The sequence below is a fragment of the Brochothrix thermosphacta DSM 20171 = FSL F6-1036 genome, from assembly GCF_036884295.1.
Classification (GTDB): domain Bacteria; phylum Bacillota; class Bacilli; order Lactobacillales; family Listeriaceae; genus Brochothrix; species Brochothrix thermosphacta.
Genome location: NZ_CP145608.1, coordinates 2,064,390 through 2,087,485, shown reverse-complemented (window position 1 = coordinate 2,087,485; position 23,096 = coordinate 2,064,390). Strand labels below are relative to the sequence as shown.

The following is a 23,096-nucleotide window of genomic DNA, read 5'->3' as shown; positions in this document are numbered from 1 at the left end:
GGTGAAAAAATGATTAAACTACTCTCACGATTAAAAGTTTATAAGTGGTCGATTATGATTATTGTCATTTTGACTTTTGCGGAGGTTATTGCAGAATTGTACTTACCTACTGTAATGGCAAATATCGTTGATAAAGGAATTGTTCAAGCTGATACAGCTTACATTTGGCAAAGTGGTATTCAAATGATGGTGTTAACATTAATCAGTATCATATTAATGGTATTTATTGTATTTTTCTCAGCGAAAGTATCCATGTCATATGGCCGTGATTTGAGAGATGCAATCTTTAAGAAAGTGACATCATTTTCTTTGCAAGAATTTAATAAAGTTGGAACCGCGTCATTGATTACAAGAACATCGAATGATGTGGTACAAATGCAAACTTTAACAATGATGGTATTAAGAATGATGCTAACTGCGCCCATTATGTTAGTGGGAAGTATTGTAATGGCAGTATCACGAAATGCAAAATTATCATTAGTATTTTGCGTTGTATTGCCGATTTTGATTTTAGTAATGATATTTATAGGTATGAAAGTAACCCCAATATTTAAGAAATTACAGTTAAAAACAGACGCATTAAACCGCGTTATTCGTGAAGGTTTAAATGGGATTCGTGTTATAAGAGCATTTAATAAAAGTGGTGATGAACGTCAACGCTTTGATGATGTTAACCGTTCATATTCTGATACAGCAATTTATGCAAACAAAGTCATGGCATTTGCAATGCCTGTTATTATGTTAATAATGAATGTAACAAGCATAGCAATTGTATGGTTTGGTGGTAAATTAATTGGACAAGGTGAAATGGAAGTAGGTAACTTGATGGCCTTTATCCAATATGGCATGCAAGTGTTATTTTCATTCATGATGTTAGCAATGATGTTTGTACTTATTCCTAGAGCAGCTGCTTCGGCACAACGTATTAATGATGTCTTAGCGTTAGAAACAGAAATTCATGATCCTAAACAACCTCAAACCACTAATAGTGTTGAACAATTAGTGTTTGACAATGTGTCATTTAATTTTGAAAATGCCGAAAAAGCAGCAATTGAAAACATCAGCTTTTCTGCAAATAAAGGTGATCAAATAGCGATTATCGGTAGTACTGGTTCAGGGAAAACGACTGTTATTAATATGATTACTCGTTTTTATGAAGCAACTGCAGGTAAGGTATCGATCAATGGTGTGGACATAAAAAACTTAACTCAACTTGAATTAAGATCTAAAATCGGTCTTGTGCCACAAAAAGCGTTATTGTTCACGGGTTCTATTGCTGATAACTTACGTTACGGTAATCCCAATGCAAGCGACAGTGATTTATGGAAAGCTTTAGAAATTGCTCAGGCAGCTGATTTTGTGCGTGAATTAGAGCAACAATTAGAAGCACCAGTTGAGCAAGGTGGCGATAACTTTTCAGGTGGTCAGAAACAACGTTTGGCAATTGCAAGAGCGTTAGTTAAAGATGCTGGAATTTATATCTTTGATGATAGTTTCTCTGCATTGGATTTTAAAACGGATGCGAAATTGCGTAAAGCATTAACTGCTTATCAAGATGAAAAAATTATGATTACAATTGCACAGCGCATTACATCAGTAATGTCAGCAACAAAAATATTAGTGATGGACGAAGGTCATCTGGTTGGCGTGGGAACACATGAAACGTTAAAAAATACTAACCAAGTGTATCAAGAGATTATGCGTTCACAACTGTCAGAGGAGGAGTGGGCATGAGTCATGGACCTGGAAATAGTATGAATAAAGTAGAGAAGCCAAAGGATTTTAAAACGAGTTTTAAGCGATTGCTAGGTTATCTGAAACCTTATCGTCTGAATCTTATTATCGTGTTTATATTTGCAATACTCTCGACGTTATTTACAATTGTTTCACCAAAAATATTAGGTGAAGCAACAACTTTGATTTTTAAAGGTGTAATGAGTCCAGAACGTCATGTTGATTACGAGGCAGTAGGAACGATTGTCATTTGGTTAATTGCGCTCTACTTACTAAGCTCAATCTTTAGTTTTGTTCAACAGTACATAATGAGTTCAGTCGCGCAAAATACTGTATATGACATGCGTAAACAATTAAAAGAAAAAATGGATCGTTTGCCATTGAATTACTATGATCAACGTAATAACGGTGATTTATTATCAAGAGCTGTTAACGATATGGATAACATCGCTAATACATTACAACAATCATTAACGACTGCGATAACATCAATCGTGACCATAATTGGTATCACAATCATGATGTTTACGATTAACTTCAATCTAACACTGATTGTTTTGTTGACGGTTCCTTTGAGCCTTATTGTGGTTATCTTTGTTGCTAAAAAATCACAATCAGCTTTTAAATCACAACAGAAAGAGCTAGGTTTACTAAATAACCATATAGAAGAAATGTACAGTGGTCATCAATTAGTAAAAGCTTTCCAAAGAGAAGATGAATCTCTTACTGTTTTTAACGAAGGAAATGAAAAATATTTCAAAGCAGCACGTCGAGCACAATTTATTTCTGGTTTGATAATGCCGCTCATGCGTTTTGTAGGTAATCTTGGTTATGTTGGTGTGGCCTTAGTCGGTGGTTTTTATGCCTTAAATGGTCGCATCAACGTAGGTGATATTCAGGCATTCATTCAATATTCACGTCAGTTTAATCAACCCTTTGCAGATGTCGGAAATATTGCAAATATTATCCAATCAACTATTGCATCAGCTGAGCGTGTATTCGAAATGTTAGATGAACCTGATGAGATTGATACAAGAGCAACAGTACCAGCAGTTTATACACCAAAATATGCAGATGCAGTAGCATTTGAGAACGTTGCTTTTGGTTATAACGGTAAAGAATTATTGATGGAAAATCTTGATTTCACGGTTAATAAAGGCCAGACTGTGGCTATCGTTGGGCCAACTGGTGCAGGTAAGACGACGATTATCAATTTACTGATGCGTTTTTATGATGTGAACAAAGGCCATATTTTTATTGATGGCTACGATATTCAAAGTCAAACGCGTGAAGAAATTCGTGCGAAGTTTGGTATGGTGTTACAAGATACTTGGTTATTTAAAGGAACAATACGTGAGAATATTAGATACAGTAACAATGATGCAGATGATGAAACGATAGTCGAAGCAGCAAAAGCTGCATATGCTGATGACTTTATTCGAAAATTACCTGAAGGTTATGACACAGTACTAGATGAAGATGGTAATAATATTTCACAAGGTCAAAAACAATTGTTAACAATCGCACGTGCAATTATCGCTAACCGGGATATGCTTGTGTTAGATGAAGCCACTTCTTCAGTTGATACACGAACAGAAGTTAACCTACAAAAAGCAATGGATAATTTACGAAGTGGTCGTACCAGCTTTGTTATTGCACACAGACTATCTACAATCAGAGATGCTGATTTAATATTAGTCATGAAAGAAGGCGATGTTATCGAACGTGGTAATCATCAAGAGTTAATTGAACAAAAAGGTTTTTATGCTGATTTGTACAATAGCCAATTTGGTGTAACTGAATAATTAGTATGACCGTCATTGAAGAATTAAAACTTCATGGCGGTTTTTTGTTGGAAATTTATGCGAACTATTATTAATAGAAGGCATTTAGAAATAAAAACATATTGTGATTGTTGTTTTGTCAGTTATAATTAAATAAAAGAAGAGTGTAAGAAGGAGTGGGTGGCATGATGTTTACAAATGAAGAAGTTAGACAATTCACTGAAACGGAACATCACTTGTATCGCTATATCCGAGATAATCGAGATAAAGTGATGTTTATGCGAGTGCGTGAACTTTCCGAGGCAACTCATGTTTCTCCAGCGTCAATTGTTCGTTTTACACGTAAAGTAGGTTGTGAAGGTTTTTCAGAATTTAAAGTTAAATTAAAACAAGAAGCTGTCAAAAAAGAAAAAGCACAAACAATCGATACAGTTGAAGTGTTGGAAGAATTTTTTGAGCGAACAATGAACCGTGGTTATGATGAAATATTAGATGAAGCGGTTGATATGATTAATGAAGCTGATTTAGTGGTTTTCTTTGGTATTGGAACATCAGGCATTTTAGCAGAGTATGGTTCACGTTTCTTTTCTAATATGAAACAACGTACTTTTTTTATAAAGGATCCCTTTTATCCAAATGCAGGACAACAATTTAAAAATGCCGTCATGATTATATTATCCGTATCGGGTGAAACAGATCAGGTGTTGGAGCAGGCTCATAACATGTTAGATTACGGTAGTAAAATTATCAGTATTACAAATACAACGCATAATACATTAGCAGGGTTATCTGATGTTAATATTTCATACTATGTAACGCAAGAAATGGTTGATCGAACGAATATCACCACTCAAATTCCTGTCCTTTTTATTTTAGAAGCAATGGCTAAAAAGAATTACGATCGTGAGCATAATGATTAACGGGGTGCCAGTTACAGTGTATGAAATAGATACACTGTTTTTTATTTGACTGTATTGAGAACGCTTTAAAATGATAAAAACGTTAAAAAAAGACGATAGTCCTTGGTAATAAAGGTTTTTGACAGTGAAACGCTGTGTTTCAGCTCTGAAATAATTTCCTAACGTGTGAAACAATCGTCAGAACCTTCAGAAACAGTTGTTCAAAGTAAAGAAAGCGTATACATTAAAGGAGCAAGGAAAATAAAGTTTTTTTGGAGGTACGAATTATGGAGCATAAACGTTTAAGTCCTTTTCCAAAAGATTTCTTATGGGGATCGGCATCAGCAGCCTACCAAGTAGAAGGTGCATGGGATAAAGACGGCAAAGGCCCATCAGTATGGGATGAATTTGTCCGTATTCCAGGTACAACATTTAAAGAAACAAACGGTGATGTAGCCGTGGACCATTATCATCGTTACAAAGAAGATGTGGCTTTAATGGCTGAACAAGGATTAAAAGCTTATCGTTTTTCTATCGCATGGAGCCGTGTTTTACCAACAGGTCGAGGTGAAATCAATGAACAAGGTTTACAATTTTATGATGATTTAATTGATGAATTAATTGCTCATAATATTAAACCTGTCGTGACTTTATATCACTGGGATATTCCTCAAGGTCTACAAGATGCTTATGGTGGTTGGGAATCACGTCAAATCATTGAAGATTTCACAACATATGCTGCAATTTTGTTCGAACGTTTCAACGGGCGAGTACATCACTGGGTAACTTTGAATGAACAAAATGTGTTCATCTCGCACGGTTATCAATTAGCGTACCATCCACCAGGCGTTTCAGATGAAAAACGTATGTATAATGCAAACCATAACGCAAACTTAGCAAATGCTTCAGCAATCAACAAGTTCCGTGAATTAGGGACATCAGGTAAAATAGGTCCAAGTTTTGCATATGGTCCTAACTATGCGATTGATGCACATCCTAAAAATGAATTAGCGGCTTTAAATGCAGAAGAATTTAATGCTAATTTCTGGATGGATATTTATGTATGGGGTGAGTATCCTAAGGCTATCTTCCACTGGCTAGAAGAACAAGGTTGGGCACCGGAGATATTAACAGGTGATACTGAATTACTGAAAAAAGGAAAGCCAGATTTTATGGGCGTAAACTATTACCGTACAATGACAAATGCCTTTAATCCAATTGATGGAGTCGGGCACGGTAAAATGAATACAACAGGTGAAAAAGGTACAAGTGAAGAAAAAGGTGTGCCAGGACTATTCAAGATACAAGATAATCCATATCTTGAAAAAACAAACTGGGATTGGGAAATTGACCCAACTGGTTTAAGAATAGGTTTGCGTCGTATCGCAAGTCGCTATCGTTTACCAATCTTAATTACAGAGAATGGTTTAGGGGAATACGATAGTTTGACAGACGATAAGGAAATTCACGATGAGTATCGAATTGATTACTTACGCCAACATTCATTAGCGATTCAAGAAGCGATTACAGATGGGGTTGAAATGTTAGGCTACTGTACATGGAGCTTCACTGACTTACTAAGTTGGTTAAACGGTTACCAAAAACGTTACGGCTTTGTATATGTTGACCGTGAAGAAAACGATGAGAAAGAGCTTAAAAGATATAAGAAAGACAGCTTTTATTGGTACCAAAAAACAATTAAAGAAAATGGTGCCAATTTAGTTGATGAGTAAAAGCATCTTCAACCTTGTAAAACACTTATAAATTGGAATCTTTAAAATGTTCAATACTCGTTAGACTAGAAATTTTAATGAGCGTCGACTGATTATTGAAAGAAAAATAAGCTCGTTCTACTTTATCCAAATTGGAATGGATTAGAAATATAACATATTAGACTAGAAATTTCAGTTAGGATAGACTGATTCACGTCTATTTAAAACTTAAATTTCAGGTCTCGTTATATTATTTAATCCCGTTATGAAATTTCGATAAAGACAGCTTAGTTTTTCTGGAAATGTTTCGACGTTATCATACAAATTTCAGGTCTAGTACTTGAGATTTTATAAGGGTATGAAATTTAAAGGTGTTTTAGGTTGAAGTGCTAGAGAAGAGTAAAAGCATCTTCAACCTTGTAAAACACTGATAAATTGGAATCTTTGAGAACGAAAACAACCTGGTTGGTGTTGAAGATATTGTAGAAAAATGAAGAAGGCTATCTGTGTCTAATGATTTTTTTGAAATAGCTAAAAACATCGGTTGTTGTAGTTTGAGAAAATATGTTCAATACTCGTTAGACTAGGAATTTTATTTAGGATAGACTGATTCATAACGAATCAGTCTATCTATCAATCAATGAACATCACTTAGAGGAGGAATTTATTATGAAGGAAATATTATTAGTATGTGCAGCAGGAATGTCTACAAGTTTATTGGTTAACAAAATGAAAGCGCATGCAGACGAAGTTGGCGTTGAAGTATCGATTGAAGCTTTATCAATTTCAGAAGCATCAAAAAAAATTGATACAGCAGATATCGTAATGTTAGGGCCTCAAGTACGTTATCAAAAACCACAAGTTGATGAAATGGTAGCTGGTCGTATTCCTGTACTTGTGATTGAAATGAAAGATTATGGAATGATTAATGGGAAAGCCGTTTTAGAAACTGCATTAAAAGCAATCGAAGGCTAAGGGGTAAATCATCAGTGATGATGAATGAAAATCAGACCTATGGGGGGTAATTGAAATGAGTATGATGACAAAGTTTGAACGTGGTATGGAAAAAATGTTGGTACCAGTTGCCAATAAATTAAACTCGCAGCGCCATATTGCTGCGATTCGTGATGCTTTTATCCTGGTGTTCCCGCTTATTATGGCAGGATCAATTGTTACATTACTAAACTTTGCAGTTCTTTCACCAGATGGATTTATTGCGAAAATATTGTTCTTAGGAAAGATTTTTCCGAATCTAGCTTCGGCACAGGCACTATTTACACCGGTTATGCAAGGTTCCACGAATATTATGGCAATATTAATTGTTTTCCTCGTCGCCCGAAATTTGGCGATATCATTTAAGGAAGATGATTTACTCGCAGGTTTAACAGCTGTTGGTGCGTTCTTTATTGTTTATACACCGTATGAAACAGTAAATAACCAAGCATATATGACAGTTAAGTTTTTAGGAGCTCAAGGTCTTTTCGTTGCTATTATTGTTGGTATTATTGTCGGCGAGGTTTTCAGTCGACTATCACGTTCTCCTAAATTACTAATAAAAATGCCTGATCAGGTACCACCCGCAGTCGCACGTTCGTTTAAAGTGTTAATTCCAATTGTAATTATCACAATTCTATTCTCAGTATTAAACTATTTAATCACATTGGTTTCACCAAAAGGGATCAATGATTTGGTTTATACAGTTATTCAATCACCATTAAAAGATATGGGTACCAATATTTATTCAGTCTTATTACTTGGATTCATTTCCAACATTTTATGGGTGCTTGGTATTCACGGCCCAAATACAATCGCAGCTATTCGCGATACTATTTTCACAGAGCCAAACTTAGAAAACTTATCTTATGTTGCAGCACATGGTACAGCTTGGGGCGCGCCATATCCTGAAACATGGGGTGGATTAAATGATGCATTCGCTAACTATGGTGGTTCTGGTATGACACTTGGTTTGTTAATTGCCATCTTCATTGCATCTCGTCGAGCGGATTATCGTGATATAGCAAAACTATCGATAGGACCCGGATTATTCAATATCAATGAACCAGTAATCTTTGGTTTACCGATTGTATTGAATCCAATCCTTATTATTCCGTTTATCATCACACCTGCAATTAATACGTTAATTGGTTTCTTCTTTGTATCAACAAAGATTATTCCGCCAATAGCTTATCAAGTACCTTGGACAACACCTGGACCGTTAATTCCGTTCTTAGGAACCGGTGGTAATTTCTTAGCTTTAGCTGTGGGTCTCTTATGTTTGGCAGTATCAGTTCTGATTTACTTACCGTTTGTAATGGTATCGAATAAAGTTAACGCAGCTGATGCAGAAGAACGTGCTTCTGAAGCATAAATTGTATTTTAAGTAATAGGATGTGATAGCAGTGAGTAGTAGTATTGCAGCATTCGATATTGGTGGCACAGCGCTCAAAATGGGCGTTGTACTAACCGATGGCGAAATTGTTGAAACAAAAGAAGTGACGATTCAGCATTTTGATGGTTTACATATTTTATCAGAGATGAAAGAATGGGTGATTGCACATCCAGAAGTTAGTGGAATTGCAATTAGTGCGCCTGGTTACGTTAATCCCAAAACGGGTGTTATTTCAATGGGTGGTGCTATTCGTGATTTTGATGAATTTAATATGTTAGAATGGTCAGAAAAAAATTTAAAGCTACCAACTGCAATTGAAAATGATGCTAATTGTGCATTATTAGCAGAAAAATGGTTGGGCAAAGCCAAACCGTTAGAAAACTTCTTGTGCTTAACAATCGGAACGGGAATTGGTGGCGGCATTTATGTGAATGATAAACTAGTTCGTGGCAATCGCTATAGAGCGGGCGAATTTGGCTATATGTTCACTGAAACACCGGGTACAGCATTGCCGGGTACACAAACACTTAATGATACAACGACGATTTATCGTATGAGAATGCAATATGCAGCATACACAGAACGTGCATTGGAAGATATTACAGGTGAAGAAATTTTTGCAGGGTATGATGCAGGTGATGTTGTTTGTACGCGATTGGTCTCTTCATTTTATAACGGTATTTGTACAGGATTGTACAATTTAATCTATCTCTTTGATCCATCACATATTTTTATTGGTGGTGGAATTACCAGTCGTCCAACATTTATTGAGGAGTTAAAGGAACAAATGACATGGTTTGGTTTACGTGACACTGTGATTGAGGCAGTGACGCATCGTAATCAAGCGGGATTGTTAGGGGCAGTTTATCATTATCTACAGGGGGAATAAAAGATGAATGAAATGGAAACGATTATATTTGGTATGATTAGCCATGTCGGCTCAGCACGTAGTAGCTATCTCGAGGGCTTGCGAGCAGCAAGAACCGGCGATTTTACAGAAGCTGAGAGTAAAATTGAAGAAGGAAACGAATCATTAAAAACAGGTCACAGTGTGCACCACCAATTGATCCAAAAAGAAGCATCAGGTGAGAAAGTCGAAATTCAACTTTTATTAGTACATGCTGAGGATCTTTTAATTACAACTGAAACATTACGCGAAGTCGTGATTGAGTTTGTTAACGTTTATAAACGTATGGAAAAATAAAAAATTAAGCTCTTGTAGAGATAAATTTGCTCTACAGGGGCTTTTTTTGTTAATATTGGTTATCGTGTTAAGTTATATGAAAATAATAGCGTTAAGGGGATGAAGAAATGAGGATTTGTAAAAGTTGTGGTTTAGGTAGAATTGATAAGATTCGGTGTGTCTGTGGTGACGAACAGTTTGATGAAATAAATAGTCGTATGAATGACTATGGACAGCCAGTGGGAGTCGCCTTAGCAGAAGATACCCTGACATTCAAAAAGCCTGAAAAAGTTGTTTTAACGGGTAAATACTGTCGTTTAGAGCCAGTTAATGCTGAAGCGCACGCAGAAAGTCTCTTTCACTCTTTTAGTCAGAACCAGTCACCACAACAATGGACTTATCTACCGAGCGCTGTACCAACAGTCTATTCTGAATTTAATGATTACGTATTGGGAATGGAAAACAGCAATGATTATGATTGTTTTACGATTATTAACGCAAACAATGAAGCAGTTGGAACATTTGCATTGATGCGTTTAGACATCGTTAACGGTGTTGTCGAAGTGGGAATGGTTACGTTTTCGGAAAAAATGAGACAAACAGTTGTCTCAACTGAGGCGCATTATTTACTTGCGCGCTATGTATTCGAAACGCTTGGTTTCAGGAGATATGAATGGAAAGCTGATGCATTGAATGAACCTTCTAAAAAAGCAGCTAAACGCTTAGGATTTTCATACGAAGGTCTTTTTCAGCAAATTACGACGACACATGGACGTAATCGTGACACCACTTGGTATGCAATGACGGATATAGCTTGGCGTAATCAGGTAGAAAACTACGTGAAATGGTTATCACCTGAAAATTTTGATAACGAAGGTAAACAATTATCAAAATTGAAATTTAATTAAAAAAACCGCTGAACTCATTTATTTCCTGAGTTCAACGGTTTTATTTTTAGTCTCCGTATAAAAACGACATGACTGCTTTTTCGCTCGCTGTCGCATTAACAATGCCACTATGACTATATTGTTTTCCAGAGAAGATTTGTTCTTTATATGACTTGATTTTATCTTGATAAATGAGTCTTCCAGCTAAGGCGCTGTTAACGGGAACGACACTGTCAGAACCATGGTCAGAGTCGATATCACCTGTGATATTTAAGTAGGAAATATTTTGCGGAATTGAATCATCATCGGTTAATAGTTCAGTCAGTAATTCATAATGAAATGGAAGAGGCGTCACCTTTTTTTCTTTTCCATTTTCGTCCATGCTTAAATAATTATAGGGTGTTGCTAAAGTGACCATTCGTCTAAGCTTGATTTTAGTTGTGTTAGCGTCGTGTTTTAGAAAATGTGTTAAAACTAAACCACCGTTAGAATAACCTACAGCATCAAAGTTTTTAAAAGAATACTTCTTTTCTAATGACATTAATGCCGTTTTTAGACGTTTAGACTGTTCTAATGTACCGTCTTCCGTCGCATTTTCAAACGCAATTACGATAAAAGGTCGATAGGCATTTTTTTTAAGAGGCTCATCACTGTGGATGATGCTATTATCTTCATTAACTGTTAGACGCAATATTTCAGGTTGATAATCATATATTTTTGAAACATCAGCTATAAAATCGTCGAAATCATTTGCTGTGCCATTTGTCCCGGGTACTAGAACAATCGGTTGGCTATTTTTGGTGACAGGCAATTGCTCGCGAGTCTCTTTTGAATCAGACTCTTTTGTACAAGAGGTAAGTATGAGTAAGGCTATCAAAGCAAAAAAGATCAGTTGATAATTTTTCAAAAAAGGTCACCTCATTATTATTTGAATAGAAAATGGATGATACGCGTTTGAACATGTTTATTAGATAAAATATCGCTATGTCCAGTATCGTTCCCATTATATATCTTACTCGAGTATGAACTGACAGTTCCTTTGTAGATTAGTTCACCAGCTAACGCACTGTTTACTGGGACTATTCCATCGGATACATGATTATTTTTTAAATCGCCAGTAATATTCAATACTGAAATACTTTTTGGGATAAAACCTTTACGATCAATAAACGTCTGCAATAGACTAGTTTTTTTCGGTAATTTCTTCAAATCATGGGCGCTACCATTATCTTTTTCATCTGTGTCGTTATAAGGTGTTGATACAGTCACCAATTTACGGAGATGAGGTTCAATTTCGGTGCTATGGTATTCTAAAAAATTAGTTAAAACAAGACCACCATTAGAATGACCAATAGCATCAAAAGTAGAGAAATGATATTTTCCATAAAGATCATTTAGAGCAATCGCAAGCCATTCCGCTTGTTTTAAAATACCTTTCTCTGAGTTATCTTCAAAAGCGATTACAATAAACGGACGATGATTTTTAGATGTTAAAGCTTTTCCACTATATGATAATGTTTGATCTTTTTTAACAGTTACTTTAAGAGCATCGGCTTTATGTAAATAACTTATTTTTAAATCATCAGTAAATTCATCAAAACGATCTTCCGTTGCATTGGTGCCAGGCACTAAAATAATTGGAATCGCTGTTTCCTTTCTCGGAGAAAAAGCAGCTTCTGTTTTGTTTGATTGACAACCACTAATGAAGAGAAGCAGCAGACTTATCATAATAAGAAACTGTTTTTTCATATAATTCCGACCTCCTTGCAGTAGATTGTAAGTTGAGCTAATTATAACATAAATTGCTGACTGTTATAACAATATTTGTTGTATGTGACATCTCAATGTTAAGGAGCGAAAATATTTTTTTTAGAAGAGAAATTGAGCTATAATAAAACAAACTATAAAGGAGGTTAGTCTGTGTTATTAAAAGAAGTTTGTGTAGAAAATTTTGAACGATTACCGAAAATTATTGGAGAAGTTGATCGCATTGAATTGTGTGATAATCTAGCAGAAGGCGGAACGTCTGTTAGTATCGGTGTTGCTAAAGAGGCACTTAGTATTAGCAAGAAACATAAAGTGCCGATAATGGCCATGGTACGTCCACGTAAAGGTAATTTTGTTTTTTCAGAAGCGGAGTTACGTAGCATGCTTACAGATGTGGCGGCTTATCGTGAACTTGGTATGGATGGTATTGTTTTTGGCTGTTTAACAGCTGACAATAACTTAGATTTAGCAGCCAATCAAGCAATTATTTCAGCAGCTCAGGGTGCTTTATTAACTTTTCATATGGCGTTTGACGAATTAAACGAGCCACTGGCGGCAATTGATTGGTTAGCTGAGCAAGGAGTACATCGTATCTTGACACATGGAGGTCCACTAAATACTGCACTTTCAGATAATTATGACAGATTACGCCAATATCAAGAATATGCTGGTAATCGCCTAATTATATTACCTGGTGGTGGGATTACAAAAGAGAATATGGCATCTGTAGCAGAAAATTTAGCTGTTCACGAAGTTCATGGTACGCGTTTAGTTTAACAATTTTAAAATACTAGAAAAGAGGATGAGCGATATGGCGAGAGTAGAGAGTTTTGAATTGGATCACACGATTGTAAAAGCACCTTATGTTAGAGCAGCAGGTGTGGAAACAAGCCCGCAAGGAAGTACTGTTCAAAAATATGATTTACGTTTTTTACAACCTAATGAAGATTCACTACCAACAGCTGCAGTTCATACCTTAGAACATTTACTTGCTACTTATTTACGGGACGAAGTAGAAGGCATTATTGATATTTCGCCAATGGGATGCCGTACAGGCTTTTACTTAATTTTATGGGATTTACATGAACCTGAAGAGATTGCTGTCGCTTTAGAAAAAACATTGAAACGTATCATTGAAACTGTGGATGTACCTGCGGTTTCAGCATTAGAATGTGGTAATTATAAAGATCATTCTTTATTTTCTGCTAAAATTTATGCCGAGAATGTTTTAAATCAAGGTATTAGTCGCGATCCTTTTAAACGTATTTTTTAGAAATAAAAAGCAACTCACTAAAAAGTGAATTGCTGAGTTGTAGTAAATCGTTCATAACGGTTTACTATTTTTTTATTTTCACTTAATCGTATACAATACCAGCATCTTTACGTAAACTTTCTACTAAAGTAGTAACGTTAAGGCTTAATTCTGACCATTCACGATAATCCTCAAGAGCTTTAGCATCTGTTGGATTATTAATAACACTTGCAAAAGCAATCGCTTCATCATAAAGCAATAGCTCAGGAGCTTCTACGCCTTTAGCTGTTGTAGTATCTGTTTTTCTGTCCCAAACATCAATTGTTGTGATTGCATTCACAGCATCCAATAAAATGGTTGACTGGTTGCTGTAAATTTCAGAACCTAGGTATGATTGAACTATTTTACCTGTAAGTAAAGTGACATTGAAATCAGGATATTCTAAAATGATTGTGCCAGAACCATCAACACCAGTTACAATTTTTTTGGCAAAATAATGTGAACGCTCGGGAACACCGAACCACGCAACAGCTGAATAAACAAGATAAATGCCTAAATCGACTAATGCGCCACCTGCAAATTTAGTGGTAAAGATATTAGGTTGTTCACCGTTAAGTACTTGATCATAACGAGATGAATATTTTGAATAGGCAAATGTAGCGCCTTCTATGTTAGGTGTATTTGCTACTAATTCTTTAACAATTTTAAAGTTCGCTTCATGAATATGACGTGCTGCTTCAAAAATGAAAACATTATTTTCTTTAGCGATACGTTGTGCCTCTTTTAATTCGGCAGCAGTAGGGAAAATTGGTTTTTCAACAACAACATTTTTCTTTGCTTTTAAAAGAGCAATTGCTTGTTGAAAATGGATACTATTTGGTGAGGCAATATAAACGGTTGAAAAATGAGTAGAATTTAAAAAAACATTCCAGTCCGTTTCAATTGTAATATCCTTTAAAGCTTCTGAATCTATAAAGTTCTCTGCTTTTTCTGCAGTTCGTGAATAAATTGTTGTGAGGTCCCATTTATTTGTTGCTTGTGCGGATTCAATGAACTTTCCTGTAATCATACTTGTTCCAATAACTGCATAATTTATCATATAATCGCCTCGTTTCATATTTTACATAATTATAGCATAAAATTTTTCGGAAATAGGTACTTAGAAATTATAGAAATGTTTAGTGTCAATAAAAAGAGGGAAAATAAAATAGTGTATACTATAAATAACTTGCTTACATAAAGTAAGTGTGTTATTATACATATATAAACAGATAACAAACAAATTAGGAGGAATTAAAATGACAAAAAGTAAATATATCTTAGATGCAGCACATTCTTCAGTGGATTTCCAAGTAAAACACATGATGATTTCAAAAGTAAAAGGAACATTCGAAAAATTTAGTGCAGATATCACAATGGATGTTGAAGATTTAACTACTGCAGATATTAGTTTTACTATTGAAGCAGATAGTGTTAATACAAAACAAGAACAACGTGATGGACACATTAAAGGTGAAGATTTCTTTAACGTTGAAAAATTCCCTACAATTGATTTCAAAGCAACTGAAATCACAAAAAAATCTGGTGACAAATATAACATGGCTGGTGAATTAAGTTTAGCTGGTGTGACTCAACCAGTGACATTTGATGTCACTTTTGAAGGTCAAAGTAAAAACCCGATGGATGGCACTACAGTTGCAGGTTTTTCAGCAAATACAACAATTAGCCGTAAAGATTTCGGTATTGTCTACAATTCACCATTAGAAACAGGTGGCGTGCTTATTGGTGATGATATTAAAATTAGTGTTGAAATTGAAGTTTCAACTGCTGAATAATTAAATAATTTTCTGAAACCTCAGGATGGGAGTATCGTTACTCATCTTGAGTTTTTTTTATAAAATTTTTTTCTTTAAAAAAATTAGGTCTAATGACACAGAAAAATTAATAAGGGCGAATCAAGCGGCTGTTGTTCTTTAACAATGGACTTTCAAGACTCATACTGTTAGTATTTTAAGAGGATAGACTTAAAGAGGAAGCGGATTTTAAAATAAAATTTACGAAAAATGGCTAGTAATAAGTTTCTTTTTCTAAAAAAGGGGAATGTACCTAAGTACGAGGGTAAATGTAATTTTATTTTTTAAAATTTTAATCTTTATGGGGAGGCAAAAAAATGATTTATATTGAGCTGCGAGGACGTAATATTTTTTGTGAGGGCATAAAGAGTATGTTGGATGAGTCACTGGTTAATGTTATTCAGGAAAATCATATAAAAACAAAGCATTATAGAGCGTATGAAGATGTAAGAACAGCAGAGGCGAAAATTTGTGTGATAGATGCTGAATATTCAGGAAGTAATCGGGTCGATTACAATGAAGCAAAAACAAAGTACGTGCTTTTTTCACAATCATTTAATTCGAGATCATGCAACAATAAAGTAAAAGGGTTCTTTTCTTTTAGTATAAGCAAAGAAAATTTACATAGTGGTTTAGAGGCTGTGCTAAATAAAGAAACTTTTATTGATCCTTTTTTTATGAATAATGTTATAGAATTGAAAAAAGATCGAGGTCTTAATGGTGCAATACGCTATAAGCTTACTGCGCGTGAAAGTGATGTATTACAATTAATCATTGGACAGTTCAATAATGAAAAAATTGCTGATAAGTTAGGTTTAAGTGAAAATACGGTGAAAAATCATGTCAGTCATATTTTGCAAAAAATGAATGTTAAAAGTCGTAATCAAGTCATCTTAAAAGTTCGTTCACATAGTGATATAAATCCAACAGAAGAATATGAGTATTCATTATAAAGGCGTAATTTTTCTTGCAAGCATGTGTTATTTAATAACAATGATGAATATAAAATAAATAGTAGAGCATCTTATAAAAATTAATGCAGAAATGAAAACTGCTGATTTTTAGCAGATGTTCTTTTTTATTGAATGAATAATCTCTGTTGAATGAGCTCATGTACTATTTTTTTTGCTTACAACGTATATATTACTGCAAAAATCATTAAAGCGGTATGAAAGAACTATAGAAAGGTATATAATGATAGGGAGATTAGGAAGGAGGTGTCGATGGTGAAATATGTTCCTTCGATACTTACAATCAGTAATTTTATAGCTGGAATCAGTGCTATTTTATTTGCGTCACACGGTTATATATTCTATGCAGTAGTGATGATATTAATGGGAATGCTGTTTGATTGTTTTGATGGTTACTCAGCTCGGCTTCTTAATGTGTGTTCTCCGATTGGAAAAGAACTCGATTCGTTAGCTGATGTTGTGACATTTGGTGTAGCGCCGATGATTATCCATTTTGCAGTCAACGGCATGGGATTTTGGACAATATTAAGTATGTTTGCATTTTCTATTGGAGCGATTGTGAGGCTTGCACGTTTTAACGTGGCACAGTCACAATTGAATTATTTTATTGGTTTACCAGTTCCGGCTGCTGCATTAGTTGCATTACTTATTGTTCAAATATTACCGAGCATTTTATGTGGGTTAGTTATCGTAGTACTCGGTGGTTTGATGGTTAGTAACATCCATGTTAAAAAATTAGGGCATGCGAAAGAAGAAATAGAGGTCTAAGTAATGGATAAAATTGAATGGTTTATTCTTAATTATGGGTATCTTGCAATTTTTGTTTCACTTTTTTTAGGCCTTATTGGACTGCCGGTACCCGATGAAGTTTTAATGACGACGATCGGATACTATTGTAGTGTCGGTTTTTTAAGTACACCAGTTGCAATACTGATTGCAACTTTAGGTTCTTTTTTAGGGATGGTTGTCAGTTACTTTGTTGGGTCTAAAATAGGCCGCCCAATTATTTATCGTGTGGGGAAGTGGATTGGTTTAACCACCAAAAGACTTTTACGTGTTGAAAAATGGATGATGAAGTTTGGTTATTACACAGTAACCTTTGGTTATTTTATTCCTGGTTTTCGACACGCAATTTGTTATTTCTGTGGAATTTCTAAGATTTCATTAAAAAAATATATGGTTTTTGCCTTTGCAGGTGCTCTTATATGGAGCTCGTTTTTTATACTCATTGGTAAATTTATAGGAGTTTTAAATGTTTAATAAATTATTAATTATAGGTGCACGTATTCTTTCATTAGGCTTTTTTTCATATCCGTTGAAGGCGCTAACTTTATCAAAAATAAGTCGTCCATTGATCCCTGTTTTTGCAAAGCATTATCAAATAAATCAAGGTGATATGGTAGCAGATATAAAAAGTTACAAGAGTTTATCTGCATTTTTTGCACGCGAAATTAATTTAGAGAAACGTCCGATAGCAGCAAATGATTGGGTAAGTCCTGTAGACGGATTTGTTCAAGAGTTTGGTGAAATTGATAAAGAACAAACATTTACTGTCAAAGGAACAAAGTATCGATTAAATGAGTTGTTAGATGATCGAACTGCTGGGAAATTTGGTAATGGAGGCAGTTTTATTATCGTTTACCTCAGTCCAAGTCAATACCATCGATATCATTCTCCAGTAACGGGTAAAGTAAAGAAGCTTGCTGAATTTGGTAAGGTCAGTTTTCCTGTCAATGATTGGGGACTTGATAACGTTGATAAATTATATGTTAAAAATCATCGTATTGCTTATCAAATTGGTGAAGAGACCCTATTGATTGCTGTAGGTGCATTGAATATCAATTCGATTGTTGATAGTTATGAGGCAGGTTCTGAAAAACAAGGGCAAGAAGTAGGCTACTTTACGTTTGGATCAACGGTAGTATTACTGTCACCAGATAAACAACTAGAATGGCAGCAAGATCTTGCGCCAGGTAAATTTATTAAAGTACGAAGTGGGATTGCTGACTATAAATAAAGGGGTGTTGATAACATGACAGATGTATTGGTATTTTTAGCTGAAGGTTTTGAGGAAATAGAGGCTATTAGCGCAATTGACATTTTTAGACGAGCAGAGTTTGATGTACAAGTGGCCTCATTAACCAATGATATAACGGTGAAGGGTGCGCATCAAATTGAGGTGAATGCGGATATTACATTAGATACAGTCGCAGAAAAACAATTTGATCTCATCTACCTTCCAGGTGGTGGCGGCAGTGCAGAAGCATTGCGCTCAGATCCTGTTGTGCAACAGATAATTAAACGTCATCACCAAGCGAAATTGAAAATCGCAGCAATCTGTGCGGCACCGATTGCATTGGAAGAAGCTGGTATTTTAAAAGGGCACCATGCTACCAGTTTTCCAGCGATGAAACCGCAAATAGTGACACCAATTTATGAAGAAAAGTCAGTGGTTATTTCAGGGCATATTATTACATCACGTGCTGCTGGAACAACAATTGAATTCGCCTTAATACTTGTTTCAGAATTAGGTTATCCTGATGTAGCGAATGAAATTTCGTTAGCGATTTTGCATAAATAATAAGTTTTAAAGTGAACGATAGTAGGTAACTACTATCGTTTTTAATTTGTGAAAAACAGGGTATTTAACTGTTATAACATAGTATTATCAATGTGTTTGTAAAGTGAGATTGTGAATTGAATTGTTGAAAAATAAAAATATTGTTGTTAGTATGAGGGTGTAATCAAGGAAGATAGAATAGGTTTTCAACCTGAGGAGGAATATAAAATGGCGAAAATTAATGCAGGTAGCGCAGTAGTGAATGTATTGAAAAATTGGGATGTAGACCATGTTTATGGACTACCAGGAGATTCAATTGATCATATCGTTGATGCGTTACAAAAAGAACAGGAAGCTATTAAGTTCATCCATGTGCGTCATGAAGAAGTTGCTTCACTTTCGGCAGCAGCCTATACAAAATTGACAGGAAAAATCGGAGTTGCGTTATCAATCGGTGGTCCTGGGGCGATTCATTTATTAAACGGAATGTATGATGCGAAAATGGATAAAGTACCGCAATTGGTGTTAGTTGGTCAAATACCGAGTGACCTTGCAAATAGCGATTATTTTCAAGAGGTAAATACTTCAGCAATTTTCGAAGATGTTGCTGTCTTTAACAAGGAAATTACTCGTCCAGAACAATTACCACTTATTGTTGATCAAGCGATTCGTACAGCATATGAGAAACGAGGCGTAGCAGTTGTTATAATTCCTGATGATATTCCTGCTAACAAAATTGTTGATACAGTAGAACGTGTTAAAGAAGCTAAAAAGCCAACACAAGTAGGGTTAAATACGCCTGATTTAGAAGCTGCAGTGGCATTGATTAATGAGTCAAAAAAACCGGTAATGTTAATTGGTACGGGTACAAAAAAAGCGAAAGCTGAAGTTTTGGCTTTTTCAGAACGATTTGATATTCCAGTGATGTCAACCTTGCCAGGAAAAGGAATTATGCCTGATGAACATTCAAATTATTTAGGGAACATTGGGAAAATTGGAACAAAACCAGCTTTTGAAGCAATGCAAGAAGCTGATTTATTATTAATGGTAGGTAACGATTATCCATACGGAACTTATTTACCTAAAGATGTTAAATGTATTCAAATTGAAATAGAACCTTCACGCATGGGGAAAAGACATGATGTTACAGTCGGTATTGTAGGCGATTCCAAAGAAGCGTTGGCGTACTTAACAGCTCATGGTGAAGAAGTAACCAACCGTCCGTTCTTACAAGCTTGTACTAAAAATATGCAAACGTGGTGGAAATGGATGGAAGAACATATGGCTCGTGACACTTCACCAATCGCACCACAAGCAGTCATTAAACAAATGCAACGTATCGCTGATGAGGATGCTATTTTCTCAATAGATGTTGGGACTTCAACTGTATGGAGCACTCGCTATTTGAAGCTAGGTCAAAAAAATGATTTTCTTGTGTCGGCTTGGTTAGGCACAATGGGTTGTGCTTTACCAGGAGCAATTGCTTCTAAAATTGCTTATCCAAATAGACAAGTTATCTCTTTACAAGGAGATGGTGCATTTTCAATGGTAATGCAAGATTTTGCTACAGCAGTTTATTATGATTTACCAATAATTAATGTTGTTTTAAGCAATAAGCAATTATCGTTTATTAAATATGAACAACAAGCTCAAGGTCAGTTGAATTATGGAATTGATCATGGCGATATCAATTTTGCCAAATACGCAGAAGCGTGTGGTGGTAAGGGCTACCGTGTTGAGAACACCGCTGATTTAGAAGCGGTGTTTACAGCAGCGAAAGCAGATAATTGTCCAGTAATTATCGATGTTGTTGTTGATCCTGAAGCAGCACCACTACCAGGTAAAATTGTGATGGATGAAGCAAAAGGTTTTGCGAAATTTGAGATTAGAACGGCTTTAGAGGAAAAACGAATTGCGTCAATGCCACCGTTAAAAGATGTAATGCGCCAATTCTTTTAAAATGATGAGTGTTTAATTTTTAATAGAGCAATTGTGATGAACGTATGTGAAATTGGAGCTATCTTCTAAAGATAGTTCTTTTTTTATTGACATTTTTTTATAAATATCATAAACTGAACAGGTGGTCAGTTTTTTTGAGGAGGTTAATTCATGAAAAAAGAATTGAAAAAGCAAGCGATTCTAGTAGCGGCGCAGCGTCTTTTTGTTGAGAAAGGTTATAACGACGCATCGTTGCAAATGATAGCAGATGAAGTGGGGACAACCCGTAGCAATATTTTGTATCATTATAAAAGTAAAGCAGCCCTTTTCGAAATCATTTTAAAAGACTGGGAAGATGAATGGGTTGTCACTTGGGAACGGATTAAAGCGGAAACTTGTCATCCTAGCGTGCAGTTACAAGGTTTTTTTCATGTGTTTATTTACGAAGATTTACGCCATCCCTTACGCAAAGCCTTTGATGAATTTTTAGGTGATGCAGATTCTAAGCAGAAAGAAAAGGAACGCTGGGTCGAATGCGATCAAGAATCTATTGCTTTTATATTGTCTCGCGGTGTGAGTGAAGGGTACTATAATATCGAAACGGGACAGATGAATACGCATGTGAACCTCATCGTTGGCAGTCTTTATGGCATGTCAGATACAATGCGTCAAGAAAGCGATGAGCAGATAATGTCTGCTTTTAAATTGTTCTTAGAGATATATCTTAAAAAAATAGAAACAGATGTTAATGGGTTTGAAGGAGGAGACAATGAATAAATTAGATGCTATGAAAGATAAAAATCCATTGTTGGTATTTGCGAAATATGCGATACCTTCAATGTTCGGAATGATGCTGATGGCGATAAATGTCGTGATGGATGGTGTTTTTGTCGGTCATGCTTTAGGCGCAACTGCTTTAGCAGCAGTTAATATCGTTATTCCAGTGTACAGTTTTTATGTTGCAATGTCATTATGGATTGGTGTAGGAGCGACGACTCGATACTCACAAGCAATGGGTGAGGGTGATAGAAAAAAAGCACAGACAATTTTCACTCAAGCAGTGTTTTTAATTGTTAGTATATCAATAGTAGTGAGTTCAACTTTAGGATTATTAGGTGATAATTTATTATCATGGTTGGGTGCAAATGCAGAAATTACACCCATGGCATCAGAGTATTTACATATCTTTTTACTATTCGGATTTGTATTAACCTTAGAGAATATGTTGAGTTTATTCGTTAGAAACGATGGTTCTCCGATGTTAGCGATGATTGTATTAATTGTTACTGCTGTTGTTAATATTGGTTTGAATTACTATTTCTTGATTGTATTGAAGTGGGGCATTATGTCTGCGGCATTAGGTTTGATTATCGCTGCAGCAGTAGGTATCCTCGTATTACTTACCCATTTTGTGCACAAATCTAATAATTTGAAGTTTAATTTTAAATTTAAAGGCAATTGGTATTTAAAGAGTTTCTTTTATATCGGTTTCCCGAGTTTCTTAGCTGAAATGGGAATTTCAGTTTTCACGATTGCATATAACATTGCGATTGTAAGTGCAGCTGGAACGATGGGTGCGGCGGCATTTTCGATTGTGAATTACACACACAGTATCGCCTTATTACTATTCCTAGGTTTAAGTTCAGCAACACAACCACTTATTTCGTATTATCAAGGTGCGAAAATGTATAAGGAACAAAAAGCGATTGTGAAGTATGGGATTACGTCATCAGTGATCATTGGTCTTGTGATTATTGTTATAGGTCAAGTGTTCACGACACAGATTATCTCGTTATTTGGTTCATTTACGCCAGAATTAATTGCGTTAGGAACTGAGAGTATTCGTATATTCTTCTTCGCCTATTTATTTATGGGAACTAACTTTGTATTGATTACATTTATGCAAACAAGTGGCCATGTGAATTTTGCGATTTTTATTACGGCTATTCGAGAATTCGTGTTGGTTATTATATTCTTACTTGTTTTAACACCGTTATTAGGTACAGTAGGTGTTTGGTTAGCGGTACCAATTGCAGAGTTTATTATCTGTATTTTACTCAGTGTTTACTTTATATTTATCAAGCGCAAAGATAAATTAACGGCGTTATAATAAATAAAAAAACGACTACTCCATATGGAGTAGTCGTTTTTATTTATAAAAAAGTAC

General features: G+C 35.3%; 23 protein-coding genes. 20 read left to right on the top strand and 3 right to left on the bottom strand.

Annotation, left to right across the window (positions count from 1 at the left end; all coding sequences use genetic code 11):
• The first annotated feature begins 9 nt into the window (after positions 1-9).
• The 9 genes from V6S17_RS10450 (at position 10) to V6S17_RS10410 (ending at position 10,609) form a co-directional block, all read left to right on the top strand.
• Positions 10-1,734 carry an ABC transporter ATP-binding protein gene (locus V6S17_RS10450; RefSeq protein ID WP_029091365.1) on the top strand — a complete coding sequence of 575 codons (1,725 nt, stop codon included), beginning with the start codon at positions 10-12 and terminating at the stop codon, positions 1,732-1,734.
• A complete protein-coding gene (locus V6S17_RS10445; RefSeq protein ID WP_051535965.1) occupies positions 1,731-3,539 on the top strand; it encodes an ABC transporter ATP-binding protein in 1,809 nt (602 codons plus the stop codon). The genes V6S17_RS10450 and V6S17_RS10445 overlap by 4 nt, the downstream gene beginning before the upstream one ends.
• A gap of 167 nt (positions 3,540-3,706) precedes the next feature.
• Entirely contained in the window at positions 3,707-4,438 is a 732-nt protein-coding gene (locus V6S17_RS10440; RefSeq protein ID WP_029091367.1) for a MurR/RpiR family transcriptional regulator, read from the top strand.
• A 266-nt stretch (positions 4,439-4,704) separates the two neighbouring features.
• Positions 4,705-6,150 carry a glycoside hydrolase family 1 protein gene (locus V6S17_RS10435; RefSeq protein ID WP_029091368.1) on the top strand — a complete coding sequence of 482 codons (1,446 nt, stop codon included), beginning with the start codon at positions 4,705-4,707 and terminating at the stop codon, positions 6,148-6,150.
• A gap of 648 nt (positions 6,151-6,798) precedes the next feature.
• Positions 6,799-7,104 carry a PTS sugar transporter subunit IIB gene (locus tag V6S17_RS10430; protein WP_029091369.1) on the top strand — a complete coding sequence of 102 codons (306 nt, stop codon included), beginning with the start codon at positions 6,799-6,801 and terminating at the stop codon, positions 7,102-7,104.
• Positions 7,105-7,159: 55 nt separating this feature from the next.
• The gene (locus tag V6S17_RS10425; protein WP_029091370.1) at positions 7,160-8,497 is read left to right on the top strand and encodes a PTS sugar transporter subunit IIC; all 1,338 of its coding nucleotides are present in this window, start codon (positions 7,160-7,162) and stop codon (positions 8,495-8,497) included.
• 79 nt (positions 8,498-8,576) lie between these two features.
• Positions 8,577-9,407: an ROK family protein gene (locus V6S17_RS10420; protein ID WP_051535968.1), complete on the top strand. Its 831-nt coding sequence runs from the start codon at positions 8,577-8,579 to the stop codon at positions 9,405-9,407.
• Between the two features lie 3 nt (positions 9,408-9,410).
• On the top strand, positions 9,411-9,722 hold the full coding sequence (locus tag V6S17_RS10415) for a PTS lactose/cellobiose transporter subunit IIA (RefSeq protein WP_029091372.1): 312 nt from the start codon (positions 9,411-9,413) through the stop codon (positions 9,720-9,722).
• A 107-nt stretch (positions 9,723-9,829) separates the two neighbouring features.
• Positions 9,830-10,609 (top strand): GNAT family N-acetyltransferase, encoded by a 780-nt coding sequence (locus tag V6S17_RS10410; RefSeq protein WP_051457386.1) that lies wholly within the window; start codon positions 9,830-9,832, stop codon positions 10,607-10,609.
• 46 nt (positions 10,610-10,655) lie between these two features.
• On the opposite strand, the gene V6S17_RS10405 is transcribed toward V6S17_RS10410, so the two are convergent.
• On the bottom strand, positions 10,656-11,495 hold the full coding sequence (locus V6S17_RS10405) for an alpha/beta hydrolase (protein ID WP_029091373.1): 840 nt from the start codon (positions 11,493-11,495) through the stop codon (positions 10,656-10,658).
• A gap of 17 nt (positions 11,496-11,512) precedes the next feature.
• A complete protein-coding gene (locus tag V6S17_RS10400; protein WP_051457387.1) occupies positions 11,513-12,337 on the bottom strand; it encodes an alpha/beta hydrolase in 825 nt (274 codons plus the stop codon).
• Positions 12,338-12,508: 171 nt separating this feature from the next.
• On the opposite strand from V6S17_RS10400, the gene V6S17_RS10395 reads away from it, so the two are divergent.
• Together V6S17_RS10395 and V6S17_RS10390 are read left to right on the top strand one after the other, a co-directional pair.
• Positions 12,509-13,132, top strand: a complete 624-nt coding sequence (locus V6S17_RS10395; RefSeq protein ID WP_029091375.1) for a copper homeostasis protein CutC — start codon at positions 12,509-12,511, stop codon at positions 13,130-13,132.
• A 34-nt stretch (positions 13,133-13,166) separates the two neighbouring features.
• Complete coding sequence (locus tag V6S17_RS10390) at positions 13,167-13,628, top strand: S-ribosylhomocysteine lyase (RefSeq protein WP_029091376.1); 462 nt, start codon at positions 13,167-13,169, stop codon at positions 13,626-13,628.
• A gap of 82 nt (positions 13,629-13,710) precedes the next feature.
• On the opposite strand, the gene V6S17_RS10385 is transcribed toward V6S17_RS10390, so the two are convergent.
• Positions 13,711-14,706, bottom strand: coding sequence for a Gfo/Idh/MocA family protein (locus tag V6S17_RS10385; protein WP_029091377.1), 996 nt, complete (start codon positions 14,704-14,706; stop codon positions 13,711-13,713).
• A gap of 199 nt (positions 14,707-14,905) precedes the next feature.
• Between V6S17_RS10385 and V6S17_RS10380 the strand changes: the two genes are divergently transcribed.
• From V6S17_RS10380 to V6S17_RS10340, 9 genes are all read left to right on the top strand, one after another.
• The gene (locus tag V6S17_RS10380) at positions 14,906-15,442 is read left to right on the top strand and encodes a YceI family protein (RefSeq protein ID WP_029091378.1); all 537 of its coding nucleotides are present in this window, start codon (positions 14,906-14,908) and stop codon (positions 15,440-15,442) included.
• A 335-nt stretch (positions 15,443-15,777) separates the two neighbouring features.
• Positions 15,778-16,413, top strand: coding sequence for a response regulator transcription factor (locus V6S17_RS10375; protein WP_051457388.1), 636 nt, complete (start codon positions 15,778-15,780; stop codon positions 16,411-16,413).
• Positions 16,414-16,683: 270 nt separating this feature from the next.
• On the top strand, positions 16,684-17,199 hold the full coding sequence (gene pssA, locus V6S17_RS10370; protein WP_051457389.1) for a CDP-diacylglycerol--serine O-phosphatidyltransferase: 516 nt from the start codon (positions 16,684-16,686) through the stop codon (positions 17,197-17,199).
• A gap of 3 nt (positions 17,200-17,202) precedes the next feature.
• Complete coding sequence (locus V6S17_RS10365) at positions 17,203-17,691, top strand: DedA family protein (RefSeq protein WP_029091380.1); 489 nt, start codon at positions 17,203-17,205, stop codon at positions 17,689-17,691.
• A complete protein-coding gene (gene asd / locus V6S17_RS10360) occupies positions 17,684-18,448 on the top strand; it encodes an archaetidylserine decarboxylase (protein WP_029091381.1) in 765 nt (254 codons plus the stop codon). The genes V6S17_RS10365 and asd overlap by 8 nt, the downstream gene beginning before the upstream one ends.
• 15 nt (positions 18,449-18,463) lie before the next feature.
• Entirely contained in the window at positions 18,464-19,012 is a 549-nt protein-coding gene (locus V6S17_RS10355) for a DJ-1 family glyoxalase III (protein ID WP_029091382.1), read from the top strand.
• 207 nt (positions 19,013-19,219) lie between these two features.
• Entirely contained in the window at positions 19,220-20,950 is a 1,731-nt protein-coding gene (locus tag V6S17_RS10350; protein ID WP_029091383.1) for a pyruvate oxidase, read from the top strand.
• A 150-nt stretch (positions 20,951-21,100) separates the two neighbouring features.
• The gene (locus tag V6S17_RS10345; RefSeq protein ID WP_029091384.1) at positions 21,101-21,706 is read left to right on the top strand and encodes a TetR/AcrR family transcriptional regulator; all 606 of its coding nucleotides are present in this window, start codon (positions 21,101-21,103) and stop codon (positions 21,704-21,706) included.
• Positions 21,699-23,039, top strand: coding sequence for an MATE family efflux transporter (locus V6S17_RS10340; protein WP_029091385.1), 1,341 nt, complete (start codon positions 21,699-21,701; stop codon positions 23,037-23,039). Before V6S17_RS10345 ends, V6S17_RS10340 begins: the two co-directional genes overlap by 8 nt.
• The last annotated feature ends 57 nt before the right edge of the window (positions 23,040-23,096 follow it).